Annotated in this window: 16 protein-coding genes; 2 read left to right on the top strand and 14 right to left on the bottom strand. The window is 34.5% G+C overall.

Annotated features, from left to right (window positions below):
- Positions 1-158: 158 nt before the first annotated feature.
- From J6L95_RS07525 to J6L95_RS07535, 3 genes are read right to left on the bottom strand one after another with little or no spacing between them, the layout of a single operon-like run.
- Positions 159-1,856, bottom strand: coding sequence for a cache domain-containing sensor histidine kinase (locus J6L95_RS07525; RefSeq protein WP_287458653.1), 1,698 nt, complete (start codon positions 1,854-1,856; stop codon positions 159-161).
- 2 nt (positions 1,857-1,858) lie between these two features.
- A complete protein-coding gene (locus J6L95_RS07530) occupies positions 1,859-3,373 on the bottom strand; it encodes a response regulator (protein ID WP_287458655.1) in 1,515 nt (504 codons plus the stop codon).
- Between the two features lie 3 nt (positions 3,374-3,376).
- Positions 3,377-3,871 carry a DUF6106 family protein gene (locus J6L95_RS07535; protein WP_029072675.1) on the bottom strand — a complete coding sequence of 165 codons (495 nt, stop codon included), beginning with the start codon at positions 3,869-3,871 and terminating at the stop codon, positions 3,377-3,379.
- A 144-nt stretch (positions 3,872-4,015) separates the two neighbouring features.
- On the opposite strand from J6L95_RS07535, the gene J6L95_RS07540 reads away from it, so the two are divergent.
- On the top strand, positions 4,016-5,866 hold the full coding sequence (locus tag J6L95_RS07540) for an amylo-alpha-1,6-glucosidase (protein WP_287458657.1): 1,851 nt from the start codon (positions 4,016-4,018) through the stop codon (positions 5,864-5,866).
- 93 nt (positions 5,867-5,959) lie between these two features.
- Positions 5,960-7,069 (top strand): ABC transporter ATP-binding protein, encoded by a 1,110-nt coding sequence (locus J6L95_RS07545; RefSeq protein WP_074688033.1) that lies wholly within the window; start codon positions 5,960-5,962, stop codon positions 7,067-7,069.
- 74 nt (positions 7,070-7,143) lie between these two features.
- Here the strand turns inward: J6L95_RS07545 and malQ are convergent, their stop codons facing one another.
- From malQ to J6L95_RS07600, 11 genes are all read right to left on the bottom strand, one after another.
- Positions 7,144-8,535 carry a 4-alpha-glucanotransferase gene (gene malQ, locus J6L95_RS07550; RefSeq protein WP_287458658.1) on the bottom strand — a complete coding sequence of 464 codons (1,392 nt, stop codon included), beginning with the start codon at positions 8,533-8,535 and terminating at the stop codon, positions 7,144-7,146.
- A 93-nt stretch (positions 8,536-8,628) separates the two neighbouring features.
- Positions 8,629-9,297 carry a DUF975 family protein gene (locus J6L95_RS07555; RefSeq protein ID WP_287458659.1) on the bottom strand — a complete coding sequence of 223 codons (669 nt, stop codon included), beginning with the start codon at positions 9,295-9,297 and terminating at the stop codon, positions 8,629-8,631.
- Between the two features lie 42 nt (positions 9,298-9,339).
- The gene (locus tag J6L95_RS07560; protein ID WP_287458660.1) at positions 9,340-10,092 is read right to left on the bottom strand and encodes a TatD family hydrolase; all 753 of its coding nucleotides are present in this window, start codon (positions 10,090-10,092) and stop codon (positions 9,340-9,342) included.
- A 50-nt stretch (positions 10,093-10,142) separates the two neighbouring features.
- Positions 10,143-11,096 (bottom strand): ribose-phosphate diphosphokinase, encoded by a 954-nt coding sequence (locus tag J6L95_RS07565; RefSeq protein WP_029071585.1) that lies wholly within the window; start codon positions 11,094-11,096, stop codon positions 10,143-10,145.
- A gap of 51 nt (positions 11,097-11,147) precedes the next feature.
- Positions 11,148-12,092, bottom strand: coding sequence for a bifunctional UDP-N-acetylglucosamine diphosphorylase/glucosamine-1-phosphate N-acetyltransferase GlmU (locus J6L95_RS07570; protein WP_031589003.1), 945 nt, complete (start codon positions 12,090-12,092; stop codon positions 11,148-11,150).
- Between the two features lie 109 nt (positions 12,093-12,201).
- Positions 12,202-13,050 (bottom strand): 4-(cytidine 5'-diphospho)-2-C-methyl-D-erythritol kinase, encoded by an 849-nt coding sequence (gene ispE, locus J6L95_RS07575; protein ID WP_287458661.1) that lies wholly within the window; start codon positions 13,048-13,050, stop codon positions 12,202-12,204.
- A complete protein-coding gene (gene rsmA / locus J6L95_RS07580; RefSeq protein ID WP_287458662.1) occupies positions 13,047-13,865 on the bottom strand; it encodes a 16S rRNA (adenine(1518)-N(6)/adenine(1519)-N(6))-dimethyltransferase RsmA in 819 nt (272 codons plus the stop codon). The genes ispE and rsmA overlap by 4 nt, the downstream gene beginning before the upstream one ends.
- Positions 13,866-13,928: 63 nt before the next feature.
- The gene (locus J6L95_RS07585) at positions 13,929-14,675 is read right to left on the bottom strand and encodes a transporter substrate-binding domain-containing protein (protein ID WP_143452032.1); all 747 of its coding nucleotides are present in this window, start codon (positions 14,673-14,675) and stop codon (positions 13,929-13,931) included.
- Between the two features lie 11 nt (positions 14,676-14,686).
- Complete coding sequence (locus J6L95_RS07590) at positions 14,687-15,418, bottom strand: amino acid ABC transporter ATP-binding protein (RefSeq protein WP_287458664.1); 732 nt, start codon at positions 15,416-15,418, stop codon at positions 14,687-14,689.
- Positions 15,408-16,109 carry an amino acid ABC transporter permease gene (locus J6L95_RS07595; protein WP_029072667.1) on the bottom strand — a complete coding sequence of 234 codons (702 nt, stop codon included), beginning with the start codon at positions 16,107-16,109 and terminating at the stop codon, positions 15,408-15,410. The genes J6L95_RS07590 and J6L95_RS07595 overlap by 11 nt, the downstream gene beginning before the upstream one ends.
- Positions 16,110-16,320: 211 nt before the next feature.
- Positions 16,321-17,016, bottom strand: coding sequence for a hypothetical protein (locus J6L95_RS07600; protein ID WP_287458665.1), 696 nt, complete (start codon positions 17,014-17,016; stop codon positions 16,321-16,323).
- Positions 17,017-17,075: the final 59 nt, after the last annotated feature.

Here is a 17,075-nt window from a genome sequence, read left to right on the forward strand (position 1 = left end):
GCACAAATTTTTTTCAAGTTCATGATTTCTCCTCCTTTTTACGAAAGCGTATTCATTTATTACAATTCTTATTATAGAGTCACCTATTCTTCATTCACATATCATAAAATTTTGAATTATATAAAAATTTTTAGAATATGAAAAAACAGAAACATTTTTTATATGTTCCTGTTTTTGAAAACTATTTTTGGAAGACGAATTGTTACCAAGGTTCCTTCGCCTATTACGCTTTCTATATGAAGACCGTATTCTTCACCATATAAAAGCTTAATACGCTGATTGACATTTCTCATGCCATATCCCTTTGAATTCTCATTTAGCATACGATGTTTCGTCTCTTCATCCATTCCTACACCATTATCTTCTACCATGATGAAGACCTGATTTTCATTTTCAGTAGCATAGACCTTAAGGACACCTTTTCGATCTTCCAATAGATCAATACCATGTCCAATCGCATTTTCTACAATTGGCTGAAGAATAAGATTAGGACTTTCGTACCCTCTGATTTCTTCATCTATTTCTATGTCTAACTCAAAATCATAGTCATGCATCATCTGCTGGATATCAAGATAAGCTTTCATATTCTTAAGTTCATCATCAAGACTGCAGGTATTATTTCCTTTATTTAATGCTGTTCGATAAAAGTCACTTAATGACAGAGTAATCTTCGATATATCGTTTTGTCCACTTTCAATGGCCATGAAGTTAATCATTGATAATGTGTTATACAAGAAATGCGGATTGATCTGCTGCTGTAAAGCACGCATTTCAAAGTTCTTTTCTTTGATCTTGCTTTCATAGACTTCTTCAATAAGGAATTTAATACGATTGATCATCTTACCAAATCCTCTGATAAGAGAACCGATTTCATCCTGATCTTCACTAGTAACAGTAACTTCAAGTGCACCTTCTTCAACTGCTTTCACATTATCCTGAAGCGCTTCTAGTCTTGCGACAATTCCTCTTGAAGTAGCCCATATCGCAAAGGCCATCAATAATGATGAAATAAATACGACGACAATCATAAACTGTGTTGTCTTTTGTACCGTATTATCTGACATGGATGTAAAGGAATTATAATAATAAAGAATCCATCCTGTTTCATCTGATGACTTTGTTAACACGTGACCATCTTTCTTTTTAGATAATGCGACACACTGCTTATAGCTAAGCATGTCCTTATAATAGCCATGTTCAAAGTTCTGATGATTATAGATAACATTTCCTTTAGCATCTGCAATATAAATACCATAGTTCTTATTTTTTAAGTTGGTAAAGCTTTTAAAGACATCATCATAGTTGATTGTAATCGCAATAATCCCCAGTTGCCCTTTTCTTTCTAGAATAGGCATTTTTCTTACATTGAGAACATTTTTCCCATGTACAATCCATAAGGGATCATTGCTTTTTTTTACTTGATTGTACCAAGATTCATTTTGAATCTTGCTTAATGGCATCAAGGTTGTACTATGTGAAATATTCTTTTGTGAATAGACTGTAATTGAAGAAATATCCGTATGGAAATTAGAGACAGATGTCAGCAAGGGATCAAAGCTTGTCGTTAATGCCTTATAGAGATCATACTCAGAATCAAACTGATAAGTAAGCAGATTACCGACAGTATCACTGTAGGCTAAGTAATTAGAGAGGTTGTTATAGACCTTTATATCTCCATCAAGGGCATTCTTAGCGACTTCAATCATATTCTTGGATGTACTTTTTTCTTGTTCATTGACAAGATGTCCAATTCTTTGCATCGCAAATGTATCTACAATGACAAGAGGAACAAAGGCTATAAGAGAATAGATGAGAATCATCTTATAGCGCAGTTTCATGTTTCTAAAGAATTTCATGACTATTCTCCCTTGCTGCGGTACTTCTGTGGTGAAAGGCCATAGTATTCTCTAAAGCTTTGACAGAAGTAAGAAACGTTGCTATAGCCTACTGCTACAGCGATGGTGACAATCTTTTCATGCGTTGTCTCAAGCATCTCCTTAGCTTTTTCCATTCTTACTCGTTTAATAAATTTACCTAAGTTTTCACCTGTTTCCTTTTTGAAAATATGAGAAAGGTAGCTTGGGGCAAGATTAACAGCGTTAGCTAATGATTCTACTCCTAAATCAAGATTATAGTGATTATAGACATATCTGATAACATCCTTAACTTCACTGTGTGACAATGATTCAGATTTTTCAAATTCTTTTGCTAATAGATCTACAAATTCATCCATGATCTGCTTCATTGCCTTAAAGTCAGTTGTACGATAGAATCTGACGATCATCTGATCAAGCATCTTCTCATCAGTATGAGATAATGCCTGATAAATATCCTTGATCATACCTGAGAACAGGAATTTCATATAATCATTGGTATAATCATTTTGTGAATAGTAAAGTGCATAGAAGTTTTCAAAGTCCTTCTTTATTGCATTGATATCTTTAACATGAATATCATGCTTTACTCTTGCAGTGAGTGCTTCTACATCTTCATATGGCTTAATATCAAGTTCTTCTTCTCCATCACCCTGATAAATATGTTTATGGGGATGATAATACATTCCTTCAAGAAGATCCTCTAATCTTTCTACTTCTCCTTCAATATCTTCTAATGATGTAATCTTAGTAGATATCGCAAGATATCCTTTTGTATGATATGTAATCTGCAACATGTTATAGATTTCATGAGCTACTGCATTAAGTTTTTCATTGTCTTCTTCTTCAAAGAAGAACAGTGATTGAGAAAGATTCAAGTTAAGATAATCAAATGGAATACGAATATGTTTCTTGAAATCTTCCTGGATATCTGGTGATTGATCAAAGAATGTACCAGGAAATTCTAGCAATATGATACTGTGATATGGTGCAATATAATCTTCAATTGGTTTTCCATTCAGCTGCTTTTCAATAGCTTTTAAGTTATTGCCATTTACAAGATTATAAAGAACATGTTCTTTTAATATTTCTTCATGTCTTTGACTTTGTTCAGATCTCTGATGATCCATATCTACCTGCTGAATGACTTTTTTAATAGTAGACTTAAATTCTTCTGGATTGACTGGTTTTAAAATATATTCCATTACGCCTAAAGATAATGCTTTTTTTGCATATTCAAAATCACTGTATCCACTAAATATCGCGATTTTGATATGAGGCTGTATTTTTAATGCTTCTCCAATGAGTTCAATACCATCAATAAATGGCATCTTGATATCTGTTAAAAGAATATCGATGGGATTGTTTTCAATATAATGTAGTGCTTCTTTTCCGTTCTTTGCTTCTACGATACTTAATTCTTCTTCCATCTGATCTAGAAGGAAATGAACACCTTTTCTACCTATCTTTTCATCATCTGCGACCAATACTTTATACATAGATTACACCTTCATCACACGATTGTGTCTTTTCTGCAATGCTTCAATGAGTTCCTGATTACAGTGCATTCTTAGACATGTGTGCATATTGCCTTTCTCTAACATAAATAAATAAATGGGATCAGTGTTTTTCTTTGACTGATATGTTTTGATCTTATATGAGATATGCTCATATTTTTTATAGAAATGTGGATTTTCTTTTTCACAATCTATAAGTGTACTTAGATCATAGCGCGCAACTTTTTTTCTTTTTGATAGATTTAAGATGCGATCGATGGCTAAATCATCATCAAGTAGGATATATTCATATTCACTATTAAAGGATTTATGGTAATAATAGCCTAAGATGATAAACAACAATGCAACGGGAATAAAGATGGGCACAAATAAGCTATAGAATGATAATACTGCAGCTATAGCTACTAAACCACTAAAGATAAGACGGGATGTCATTGGGACATCTCTTTCATAATTATATTCTACATAAACGTTATTCATGACATAATCCTCCTTATTATATATTTCATTATAAAAGAGACAAAAATATAAACTATATGAATCCTTTTAGATAAATATCACTTTTTTTAGATGCTCTATATTTTTTTAAAAAACTGTTTTATAGTGTGAATGGAGGTAGATGATATGAAGAATAATCTTGACATATTCAACATAAAAGAATGGCTACTCACAAATGGTCTTGGTGGCTATAGTTATATGAGTCTCCCACTTATTAATACTAGCTGTTATCAATCATTGATGTGTGTAGCACTTCATACACCGGTGGATCGCTATAGTGTGCTAGAAAATGTGAATGAAGAAGTCATCATTGATAATAATACCTACCTGCTCAATGAACATATTGTCAGTGTTGACGTCGAAGATATTGTCACATATACCTTTCAGATTAAAAATATTAGCATCAAAAAAGAAATAGCATATGCCTATGATCAAAATACTTTAGCTATATCATATCATATCACAAACCCCGGTAAAAAGTTGCAATTATTTGTCTCTCCGGAATTAGCGTTACGTTCTCATCATGAAGGAAATCGCCATAAGCCTGAATGTATGGTGACTTCCTATAAAGACACAATCAATATCATTCCTTTAAAACACAAAGAACTTTGTATTTCTATGTCTCTTGAGGATAGTACGTTTATTCAAAAGGAAACCTGTAAATCCTACCATTACGACTTTGGTGAACTAACTGGGGGTACAGTTAGTGACAAGGTCGTTATTCCAGGTACCTTTCATATCTCCAATATGGAATCAAGAAGTTATTCTTTTATCTGCAGCCTTGATCTGGAAAATTCTGCCCTTAATGCAAATACCATTATTTTTAATGAAAAGAGACGTATTAACTCACTTTATCTTGGAAATGACCGTCTCTTAAAACAGCTTTATAAGGCAAGTGACCAGTTTATTGTTAAAAGAGGAGATAGTCATTCTATTATTGCCGGATACCCTTGGTTTAATGACTGGGGAAGAGATACCCTTATTTCTCTTGAAGGACTTACTCTCTGTACTGGGCGCTTCCATGATGCTAAAGATATTTTAATGACATTTGTTCATCATCTTAAAGATGGACTATGCGTCAACATGTTCACTGATCAAGAACCTCCACTCTACAATACGGTTGATGGCTCACTTTGGCTTATTCATGCGTGCTATCAATATTTGCTTTATACCAATGACTTCGCTTTTATTCAATCCATCTACCCTGCCTTGAAAACGATTATTTCCCACTATGTCACAGGCACAAAACATAATATTCATATGTCTGATGACTTCCTCCTTTTCGCAGGCAGCGGTGAAGATCAGATTACCTGGATGGATGTTAGAATTCATGGAAAGGCTGTCACACCAAGACATGGCAAGCCAGTAGAAGTCAACGCCCTTTGGTATAATGCACTTAAGATTATGAATGTCTTTGCCGGCTTTACCGATAATGATCCAAGTTATGATATTATTGCGATTAAGGTGAAAGAGAACTTCGTCAAAGTATTCTTTGATGAACAGCTAGGCTATCTAAAAGATACCGACACAGATCCTACACTGCGTCCTAATCAGTTATACGCCTTCTCTCTTCCTTTCCCTGTTGCCAATATTTCAATTGCTCGTCGAGCATTCCCTATCATTACCGAAAAGCTTTATGTTGGGCGTGGCCTTCGTAGTCTTACTCCCGATGATCCTCAATATATAGGCACATATCTAGGCCCACTTGAATCAAGAGATTATGCCTATCATCAAGGAACATCTTGGGGTTATCTCATTGGTCCCTATATCAGAACCTTCCTAAAACTCAATCATTCTCGTGAAGAAGCACTGAAACTTCTTGACCCGCTTCTTCAATCAATCAATGAACAGCTGATAGGTGGAATCAATGAAATCTATGATGGCGATGCTCCACATACCGGCAAAGGCTGTGTGAATCAGGCATGGAGTGTAGCTGAAGTTTTATGTCTTTATCAATCGTTAAACAAGATGCAATAAGCATCTTGTTTTTCTTATATCTTTCTAAAAATACTGATATTTCCCCTTTTTTTATTACATGTTATTCTTTTTATATCAAAGGAGAAACTCATTATGGCACAATTATCATTAGAACATATTTATAAGACATATCCTAATGGGTTTGAAGCAGTAAAAGACTTCAATCTCGATATCAAAGATAAAGAATTTATTATTTTCGTAGGACCATCAGGATGTGGAAAATCAACAGTATTACGTATGATTGCAGGATTAGAGGATATCACTGACGGAACATTAACAATTGGCGATACCATCTGCAACGATGTCGAACCAAAGGATAGAGATATCGCCATGGTCTTCCAGAACTATGCGCTATATCCTCATATGACAGTTTATGAAAACATGGCTTTTGCATTAAAGATTGCGAAAGTAGATTCAAAGATCATTGATGAAAAAGTACATGAAGCAGCTAAAATGCTTGATATTGAAAAACTGTTAGATCGTAAACCAAAAGCATTATCAGGTGGACAAAGACAGCGTGTCGCTATGGGACGTGCAATTGTCAGAAATCCTAAGGTCTTCTTAATGGATGAACCACTAAGTAACCTTGATGCTAAACTTCGTGTACAGATGCGTGTTGTTATTTCTAAACTTCACCAAAAATTAGGAACAACTTTCATCTATGTAACACATGACCAGACAGAAGCCATGACTCTTGGTACACGAATTGTCGTATTAAAAGAAGGTGTTGTTCAGCAGATTGATACACCACAGAATCTTTATAATAAACCTGCTAACTTATTCGTAGCTGGATTTATTGGCTCACCTCAGATGAACTTCTTAAAAGCAAATGTTGTTTTAGAAAAAGATGGTGTTCATCTTGTATTAGAAAACGGTGTTAACATCAAAGTTGATACTGAAAGAGAAAAGAAATTAATGACTGGTGGATATATTGGATCATCTGTCATCTTCGGTATTAGACCTGAAGATATTTATGATAAAAAATCTTTCGTAGAAGCACATCAGGACACTGCTTTTGATGCACACATTGATGTATATGAAACATTAGGTGCTGAAGTATATCTCTACTTCAATATTGGAGATACAAAAGTAACTGCCCGTGTTGATCCTACAACTGATGCAAAACAAGGTGAAACAACAACTTTTGCATTGGATCTTAAGAATTATCATCTATTTGATAAGGATACAGAAATTGCCCTATAAGAAAATGTGTTTATCACATTTTCTTTTTTTTGAACTTAGATTATAAATTCAAGATTAAAAAATCGCTAACAATGTTAGCGATTATACTCATTTAATAGTTGTCTAATGAAACCTAGTTTACTCTCGAACTTATAGAAATCTCTTAATTTCCATTCCCAATTAGGAGAACCTACTGTTCCTGGCGTATTGAGACGACTTTCTCCTCCTAGGAATATGAAATCCTGCACTGGTATTATGCTTAATATGCAGTCAGAATCAAGCGTGAATCGTAAAATCTTCTCTGGCGCTTTTCCCTTGTAGCGATGAAGAATACGTCTCACTCGTCTTTTTTCCTTTTTACTTTGGCTATCATACCATCCTTTTACTGAGTCATTATCATGTGTTCCGGTATAAACAATGCAATATTCAGGTAATTTGAAACCTTCTTTTTCTTCCTGTTTGCCTAAGCTATATTGTCCAATGCGCATTCCTAATAGATGATAGTGGTCTTTTAATGTTAATACTTCTTCTCTTAAGTCCCCTAAGTCTTCTGCAATCAGTTTGATATCAGGATAAACCTTAAATAGCTGATCAAAGAAATCATAGCTTGGACCTAATAGCCATTCTCCATGACGTGCTGTTTTCTCCTTTGCAGGAATAGACCAGTATGTATCAAAAGCACGGAAATGATCAATACGGATGATATCATAAAGATCTTTATTCCAAGAAAGACGTTTCATCCAGAACTGGTACCCATCTTTCTTCTGCTTATCCCAATCATACAATGGGTTTCCCCATAGCTGACCATCCTTGCTGAAGTAATCAGGTGGTACGCCAGCAACACTTGTTGGATAGCCATCTTCATCTAGAAGAAAATCTTCTCTGCTATAATAAACATCAGCGCTATCTAGTCCTACATACATTGGCATATCTCCAATAATCTGAATACCTTTCTTATTGGCATATGCTTTAATATCCATCCATTGCTTATAGAATAGATACTGAATAAAACACTGATATTCTACTTCTTCTAGATCTTCTTTTTCATTTTTCCATTCTTGCCATGATGAACTATTTTGTTTTTTCATTGTCATAAAGTGAGCATAGTCATCAAGCCAGAAAGCTTTTTTCTTAAATGCTTCATAGTCTTCATCTTTTTCAAATTTATTATAGGCTTCTCTTAAATATTTTTCTTTCCAGTTTCTTGCACCATCATAATCAATTTTTGTAGATGAGATATCATAATGAGGCATATCTTCTAGATAAATATAGATTTCATCTCCTGCGAATGATGAATAAGGCTGATATGGTGAATTGCCAAATCCTAAAGGATTTAATGGCAGTATCTGCCAGTATTTTAATTGTGTTTTACTGATTAAATCAATAAACTTGTAGGCCTCCGGACCAAACTCACCTATTCCATGACGGGAAGGAAGGCTAGCAATTGGCATCAGGATTCCTGCTTCTCTTTGTGTTAATGTAAACATAATCAATCCTCCTGATTCTAATATTAAAACCCCCTTTTTCTCGTGTAAATGTCACCTAAGAAACTTGATATATATCACAAAAAAACAATAGCCTTATTGGGCTATTGTTTTAAGTGTAACGTATAATTCAGCATCTGAGGCATATACGTATGGACTAACAAAGAATACTCCTAATAATCCAAATGTAATTACTGAACCAAGATACCAAAGAATAAATGATAAATCATAAACGAATGTATCTGCTTTATGTCCATTCATGATTGATTTAGAGATATCTAATGCCTGTCTCCATTCCAAATCAGGATTTTCTGCTAAAAGATATGGTACAAGACGATATTGATAAGCCTTAATTACTCCTGGAACAATAAATAATAATGTCCAAAGGAAAGTGACTAGTCCTCTCATAAACATTGTTTTCACAATATTCATATAGTTTGAACGGAATCCATAAATAAGCGTATCAATTAAGGCTGGTCCTTCTCTATTGTTTAAGAAGAATCTTTTTCCCCCTACTTCGATTACATTAAATACAAAGATACTAATGCATAAACCAATAATAGTGCCTAATGCTGCTACCGTGATAAATAAATCAAAAGAAGATGAAATATTATCTATTACAACATTAGCATCCTGTCTACTTACTGAACGTGAATTTAACCCACTTACCAATAATGATAAGATAAATGCAACAACTACACATTTCCAGTAGTTTCTAAGGAACGCTGCTTTACCTCGACTTTTGATTTCTTTTCTAGACCACATAAAAATCCCTCCTTTTTCTAATACTTATTATAACATGATAATTTAAATATGAAATATGTCTTTAGCATTGTCAAAAGTTTGTCTTTCTACTTCTTCAATAGAACATTCTTTTAATTCCGCAATTTTTTCTGCAATATAAACAACATTCGCTGGTTCATTTCTTGTTCCTCTTAAAGGTACTGGAGCCATATAAGGATCATCAGTTTCAATAAGAAGCTTATCAAGCGGTACATTTTTAGCAACCAGCTTAGGCATTTTAGCATTCTTGAAAGTTACAGGTCCAGCTAAAGAAATATAGAAGCCCAGCTGAACAAAGCGCATAGCCATCTGGTCACTTCCACTATAACAATGCATGATTCCTTTACACCCTGATTCTTTTAGCATATTATAGCAGTCTTCATAGGCATCACGGCAATGAATGACAATGGGAAGATCTAACTCTTTAGCTAATTCAAGATGTTTATTAAAAACACGTTTCTGTAATTTCTTATCTATATCATAGTAATAATCTAGACCAATTTCGCCAATAGCGACAACTTCTTCATCTCTTGCAAGAACAGCAATCTCTTTAAAGGCTTCTTCACTGTAATCTTCACAATCATTTGGAGAAATGCCTACTGTTGCATGAATGCATTCATATTCATGTGCAAGTGCTACTGCTCTTTTTGAAGATGCGAGATCATAACCTACAACTGTCATTTCTGTAACATTTTTTTCAAAGCAGTTTTTAATAAGCTGTTCTCTTTCTTCATAAAGATCATCACTATTTAAATGTGTGTGTGTATTAAAGAACATAATTAATCTCCTTAAGAAAAAGTCATATCATTATGATATGACTTCATTCATTATTTCCAGCCGTATCTTAATACTACATCACTGACTGGTAAATTATTTTCAATGTTTTCGATTGTATGTGCTAATAAATCAGCAACTGTAACAACCTTGATTTTATCTAACTGTTTTTCTGGTGGAAGTGGAATTGTATCTGTTACAACGACTTCCTTAGCATCACAGTTTGCAAGTCTATTAATAGCTGGGCCAGATAATACACCGTGTGTACATGCGATATATACATCTTTAGCACCCTTCTGTTTTAACATATCAACACCAGCAGTAATTGTTCCACCAGTATCAATCATATCATCAATTAAGATACAGTTCTTGCCTGAAACGTCACCAATGATTCCCATAACTTCAGCAACATTTGGTTTAGGTCTTCTCTTGTCAATGATCGCAATTGGACAATCGAAGTATTCAGACATCTGTCTAGCACGTGTAGCTCCACCGTGGTCTGGAGAGACAACACATAAATCTTCAAGATTCTGATCTTTAAAGTATTTACAAATTAATGGCAATGCCTGCATTTCATCTACAGGAATATCAAAGAATCCCTGAATCTGTCTTGCATGAAGATCAATAGTTACAACTCTATTAACACCAGCAACTGTTAATAAGTCAGCAACTAATTTAGATGTAATTGGCTGTCTTGGTTTAGCTTTTCTATCCTGTCTTGCATATCCAAAGTATGGGATAACAGCTGTAATCTGCTTAGCAGATGCACGTTTTAAAGCATCACATAATACTAGGATTTCCATTAAGTTTTCAGTTACAGGATTGCATGTAGACTGTACGATAAATACATCTTTTCCACGTACGGATTCACCGATTTCTACAAGGATTTCTCCATCTGCGAAGTGATGTACATCACATTTTCCAACTTCTGTACCTAAAATCTTAGCAATATCTTTTGCTAAACCTTGACTTGCTGATAAAGCAAATACTGTAATTTTGTTTTTCATTTGTTTGTTTGACCCCTTTAATTAATAAACAATTTTCTTAAATGATGATAGTTATCTTTTTGTATAAGCGTCGATTTGTTCGCCATCTTCTACAACAACATCGTGAAGTATAGAATAAGCACCAATATGTGCATGTGATCCAATTCGACTATGACCAGTGATGATACATCCTGGTTCAATAACAGCGTCTGCACCAATTTCAACATCTCTACCGATATAAGTAGTTGATGCATCAATAATGCTGACACCTTCTACTAGCCAATCATGATTGATTCTCTTCTGAAGCATCTTTGTCGCGTCTTCTAAAGCAACACGATCATTGACTCCTCCTACTTCGTTGAAGTCATCAATCTTGTATGTATCAACTTTTAAACCTTTGTTATTCATGATGCCAATGACATCAGTAAGATAATACTCATTTTGAGCATTTTCATTAGAAACTTCTTCAAGTGCTTCAAATAAGGCTTTGTTGTCAAAGCAATATTCACCTGTATTCATTTCAGTAATGTCCATCTGATCTGGCTGAAGATCTTTAAATTCCACAATACCAGTTACCTGACCGTCTTCTTTGACGATTCTTCCATAATGTGTAGATGTATCACAATCTGCAGTCATTACAGTTCCCATATTGTGGTTCTTTTCATGTGCTTCAATCATACCCTGAAGCGTTTCAGCTCTAATCAATGGGGCATCGCCGCAAAGAATCAAAGTCATACCTTCTTTATCACCTAAGGCTTCTTTAGCCATTAATACAGCATGACCTGTTCCAAGCTGCTCTTTTTGATAAACAGCTGTAACGGAATCATCAAGCAAAGCTTTAACTTGCTCAGCTTCATGTCCCACAACAACAATAGTCTCATCCGCACCGATTTTTTTTAGTTCATCTACCACATGATTAATCATAGGCTTATAAAGCACTTCATGAACAACCTTTGGCTTGTCAGATTTCATACGAGTACCTTTACCCGCCGCTAAAACAATCGCATAGACTTTCATTTTTTCATTTTCTCCTATCCGGTAACATTCTAACAAAAATGACTATAATTGAAAAGAGATAACTTTCTTATGAGCAATATTTCCCCAAAAAGAAAAAGGTAGCGCATGGCTACCTTTCAAGGATTTTCGTTTTTCTTACAAACGGATATCTTGCTCTAAAGAATGGAATTGCTCTTTCAATTAGTTCTTCATCTTGTGTAATACCAAATACACAAGACCCACTTCCGCTCATCAATGCGCCATCAAAGCCCATTGATCTCATTTCATCCTTTATTTTCTCAATATCCTTAACCATCTTCAACGATGGTGTTTCCAACGTATTTCCTAGTGAAGCCACAACTTTTTCATAATCATTCTCTTGAATTCCCTGTTTCATCTTATCAATATCAGGATGAGATGACTCAGGTATATTCAACGATTCAAAACAGCGTTTTGTAGAAACGCCTTTTTTTGGTTTCACTAAAAGAAGATGCGCCTGGAAATGATTGTCATTAATAAACGTAAGATCTTCCCCGATCCCCTTTACCAATGCAATCTTATTATGAATACAGAACGGAATATCCGCTCCAACTTCTTTACCTAAAGCCGCAAGCCCTTCATTAGAAAGATGAAGCTTATAAAGCTTATTAATAGCTCGCATAACTGCAGCACCATCTGCACTTCCTCCAGCAAGTCCTGCTTGCGAAGGGATGTGCTTATAAACATGCATACGTACACCACCATCAATATGATATTTATCTATCATAAGCTTGGCAACCTTATACATGATATTTCTTTCATCCGTAGGAACACGATACGTATTTGCGGTTAGCTCAATACCACTCTCAATTCGATCAATAATAATCAAATCATGTAGTGCAATTGGCGCCATGATCATTTCTAGATCATGATACCCATCTTCCCTTTTTCTTACGACATCCAAGGCAAGATTTACTTTTGCATAAGCTCTAACTTTCATACGCGTTTCCTTTCCTGTGCAAGCGCACAATAATCTTCCAATGTAAGCTCCTGGGCTCTTTTCTTTGCATCAATATGACAGGCATCAAGAACATCCTGAGGATGATCAAATAAAGCCTTCATATTATTAAGAATAGTTTTTCTTTTCTGTTTAAATGCCCCTTCTACTACTTCAATAAAGCTATCTTCTAGATTTCTTTCTTTATTGATTCTAATAACCGCACTATCCACATGCGGAGCAGGCATAAAGACATTCTTAGAGACTGTCATCACATATGAGATGTTTCCAACATAATCAATCATGACACTCATTGGGCTCTTTTCATCTGAAGTAAACTTTAATGCGACTTCCTTCTGTACCATCGCAATCATACGATTAATCGATGAACGTGACTTAAGAACCTTCATAATAATATCACTCGTAATATAGTATGGCAAATTCGTAACCACACATATATCCTTATAATCCTTAGAAAGATCCTTCACACACTGATCTAAATCAGCTTTCATGAAATCCTGAAAGATCACTGTCACATTCTCGTGTTCAGACAATGTTTCTTTTAAAACAGGCTTTAAACGCTCATCTATTTCATAACAGATCAGCTTTCCAGCTTTTCTCGCTAACCCTTCACTTAGCGCACCAATTCCTGGACCTATTTCAATAACTGCTGTCTCTTTTGTTATATCGCTAGACGTTACAATCTTTTCAATGATATTTGGATCAATGAGGAAGTTTTGTCCAAACTTCTTAGATGCTGTCAACGAATAGCGCTGTAATATATCCATTGTGTTTGATTTTTTTGCGACATTTTTCATATCACCATTATAGACAAATTTTTTTAAAAAGAAAACATCCTATAAAAATAGGATGTAAAATGATTAACCAAGATATTTCTTTAAAATCTTGTCGTATTCACCATTTTCTTTTAATGCCTTCAATCCTGCATTAAATTTCTTTAATAGTTCTTTGTTAGAACCCTTGTAAACAGCGAAACCATAGTTGAATTCACCTTCAGTACCTGTTGGCAATTCAAAGTTTACCTGTTTTGAAGCAATGTTGTATTTAATAACTGGAGTATCTTCAAATAATGCTACTGCATCGCCATTCTTTACTTTCTGATACATGATAGAAGATTCTTCTACTACTTCTAGCTTATAGCCATATTTCTTCTTATTTGCATTTGCAAATTCAAATCCTGATGTAGAAGTCTTAGCCACAACAGTCTTTCCTTTTAAGTCATTATAAGACTTAATTCCAGAACCCTTAGCAGTTGCCATTGATACACTTGAAGTATAGTAAGGATCAGAGAAATCATATTTCTTCTTTCTTGAATCATTGATTGTCATACCGGCAATCATACCATCAGCTTCACCTGCTTCTACAGCAGTCATTGATGCATCAAAACCAATTGATTTCCATTCAACAGTAAATCCCTGGTTTTTAGCAATTGCGTTCATTAAGTCAATATCAATACCTGTCAACTTACCTTTTCCATCTTTCCATTCAAAAGGTACAAACGCAGTATCAGTTGCAATAATAAACTTGTTTGAATCCTTTTTCTGGCCACATGCTGCTAAAGAAAAGACACATGCACAAGCCAACAACGCTTTAAATAATTTCTTCATTCTTATCCCTCCTAAAGTACCTGATTTAAGAAATCAATAGTACGTTTTTCCTTTGGATGATTAATTAATTCCTGTGGATTTCCTTCTTCTACGATATAGCCTCCATCCATGAAAATAACACGGTCAGATACTTCTCTCGCAAATCCCATTTCGTGTGTTACAACAACCATTGTCATACCATCTTTAGCTAATTCTTTCATTACATTTAAAACTTCACCAACCATCTCAGGATCAAGTGCTGATGTAGGCTCATCAAATAACATAATATTTGGTTTCATAGCTAAAGATCTTGCGATTGCTACACGCTGCTTTTGTCCACCTGATAACTGACTAGGATAAGCATCTGCTTTATCCGCTAATCCAACTCTTTCAAGTAGCTGCATTGCTAGCGCATCAGCTTCTTCCTTAGTCATCTTTTTTAATTCAACAGGTGCTAAAGTAATATTCTGCTTAACAGTCTTATGAGGAAATAAATTAAAATGCTGGAAAACCATTCCAATATTTTCTCTTACTTTATTAATATCGACCTTTGGATCAGTGATATCATATCCATCTACGATAACCTGTCCTCCAGAAATTTCTTCTAATCTATTAAGACATCTTAAAAAAGTTGATTTCCCACTACCAGAAGGACCAATAATACAAAGTACTTCCCCTTCTTTAACTGTAGTACTAATACTCTTTAATACTTCATTTTCACCAAATGATTTTCTTAAGTCTTTAACAATAACTTTATCTGCCATAACTCATCCTCTTTTCTAAAAGTCTCGCTACACGTGATAAGGTAAAACAGATCACAAAATAGAATAAACCAGTAAACGCATAAAGCAATAATGTCTGTGAACTCCACATCGAACTGATTGTTTTTGCATTATTTGTCAATTCAGCAACCCCAACAGCTGATAATAATGAAGTATCCTTAATAGTAATGATGAACTGGTTAATAATACTTGGCAACATTGTTCTAATCGCCTGAGGCAAAATAACCTTTGTCATAGTCTTGCCATAAGGTAAACCAAGTGAACGAGCAGCTTCCACCTGTCCACTATCCACTGATTCAATTCCAGCACGAACAATTTCAGCCATATAAGCTCCAGCATTCAATGTTAACACGACAATCCCCGCAGTGAACATTCCACCAACACTAGCCCATGTAAATCCAGTAATAGGTCTTAACGCAGCTGGTACACCAAAACAGAAGAATAAGATCTGTACAAGCATTGGTGTCCCTCTGATAATTTCAATATAAATATTCGCTAAGCCTCTAAGAAGCTTCATAAATATATTTTTAGATTTAGTTGTATTAATAAGTCCCACTAAAATACCAACAACAGTTGCTAGCACTAAAGAAATAAGCGCTAATGAGATTGTAACTGTAAATGCGGTAAAAAAGAGTGGTAAGTATTTACCGATATTAGAAATAAAATCGCTCATAATTCTCCTCCTCGCCAAGATATATTACTATAATTACATTTTGTGTGCAATACGTTTAGGATATTTCTTATTTATTATATCATACTTTCTTTTTTATCTACTTTTCAAGTAATTTTTACAACGTTTGTATTATTGTATGACTGCATGTCATTTCATAAAGACATCTTTATATAAACAAAAATACCAATCAATTACTGATTGGTATCTATTATTATTTAATTTGTACATTAACAGTAGCTTCAGGCCCATTTTTTAAATCCATCTTAGGATTTAATCGTACATCAGGAGAGAGAACACCTACGAATCTTATAATTAACGAAGGATTCAAAGAAATCCCTTTTGTCCCATATGTGCAAGATAGCTTACAGTTTTTCTTTCTTCCATCTGTTGCCCACAAAATTGTCAATTTACCTTGTTTTACTTTTGTATATTGCATCGAATAATCCACAAAATTCGTACCAGGAATTCTTACAGACTTAGTACCTGGAAGCTTTACAGTCTTTGACAGAGGAAATGCAATATAAGCCTCATGACCAAAATCATTTAAATCAACAGTTGGATGAGACACATTTCTTATTTCACCAAGTTCACCAAAATAATCATTTTCTGCATAGCTCACGTCGGCTTTTGTTTCTACTGCATAAAAATTATTACTACATTTCACAGAAAGTACATTAGCATCATTATTAAAGAATGCTGCTTTACTCCAGTTAAAAGTAATCTCTGATGAAACATATGACTTTTCTGCTTTTTCATCATACCACGCATCTTTCACAGCAATTGAATAGGACACATTGCCATCATTTGCACTTCCTTCTTTAACTTCCCACTTTTCTTTTGGGTAAAACAGCACTAATCCCATTAACAATACAACTACCATAAAACATGCTAAAATCAATCTCTTCATACCATTTCCTCCCCTTTTTTCTATCATAACAATTTATGGTAATTCTAACGTCAATACAT

The sequence above is a fragment of the Kandleria sp. genome, from assembly GCF_017934775.1.
GTDB classification, from domain to species: Bacteria; Bacillota_I; Bacilli_A; order Erysipelotrichales; family Coprobacillaceae; genus Kandleria; species Kandleria vitulina.

Coding starts and splice junctions, on each gene's coding strand:
- J6L95_RS07525 (WP_287458653.1), bottom strand. CDS start 1,856: ATGAAATTCTTTAGAAACATGAAACTGCGCTATAAGATGATTCTCATC.
- J6L95_RS07530 (WP_287458655.1), bottom strand. CDS start 3,373: ATGTATAAAGTATTGGTCGCAGATGATGAAAAGATAGGTAGAAAAGGT.
- J6L95_RS07535 (WP_029072675.1), bottom strand. CDS start 3,871: ATGAATAACGTTTATGTAGAATATAATTATGAAAGAGATGTCCCAATG.
- J6L95_RS07540 (WP_287458657.1), top strand. CDS start 4,016: ATGAAGAATAATCTTGACATATTCAACATAAAAGAATGGCTACTCACA.
- J6L95_RS07545 (WP_074688033.1), top strand. CDS start 5,960: ATGGCACAATTATCATTAGAACATATTTATAAGACATATCCTAATGGG.
- malQ (WP_287458658.1), bottom strand. CDS start 8,535: ATGTTTACATTAACACAAAGAGAAGCAGGAATCCTGATGCCAATTGCT.
- J6L95_RS07555 (WP_287458659.1), bottom strand. CDS start 9,297: ATGTGGTCTAGAAAAGAAATCAAAAGTCGAGGTAAAGCAGCGTTCCTT.
- J6L95_RS07560 (WP_287458660.1), bottom strand. CDS start 10,092: ATGTTCTTTAATACACACACACATTTAAATAGTGATGATCTTTATGAA.
- J6L95_RS07565 (WP_029071585.1), bottom strand. CDS start 11,096: ATGAAAAACAAAATTACAGTATTTGCTTTATCAGCAAGTCAAGGTTTA.
- J6L95_RS07570 (WP_031589003.1), bottom strand. CDS start 12,092: ATGAAAGTCTATGCGATTGTTTTAGCGGCGGGTAAAGGTACTCGTATG.
- ispE (WP_287458661.1), bottom strand. CDS start 13,050: ATGAAAGTTAGAGCTTATGCAAAAGTAAATCTTGCCTTGGATGTCGTA.
- rsmA (WP_287458662.1), bottom strand. CDS start 13,865: ATGAAAAATGTCGCAAAAAAATCAAACACAATGGATATATTACAGCGC.
- J6L95_RS07585 (WP_143452032.1), bottom strand. CDS start 14,675: ATGAAGAAATTATTTAAAGCGTTGTTGGCTTGTGCATGTGTCTTTTCT.
- J6L95_RS07590 (WP_287458664.1), bottom strand. CDS start 15,418: ATGGCAGATAAAGTTATTGTTAAAGACTTAAGAAAATCATTTGGTGAA.
- J6L95_RS07595 (WP_029072667.1), bottom strand. CDS start 16,109: ATGAGCGATTTTATTTCTAATATCGGTAAATACTTACCACTCTTTTTT.
- J6L95_RS07600 (WP_287458665.1), bottom strand. CDS start 17,016: ATGAAGAGATTGATTTTAGCATGTTTTATGGTAGTTGTATTGTTAATG.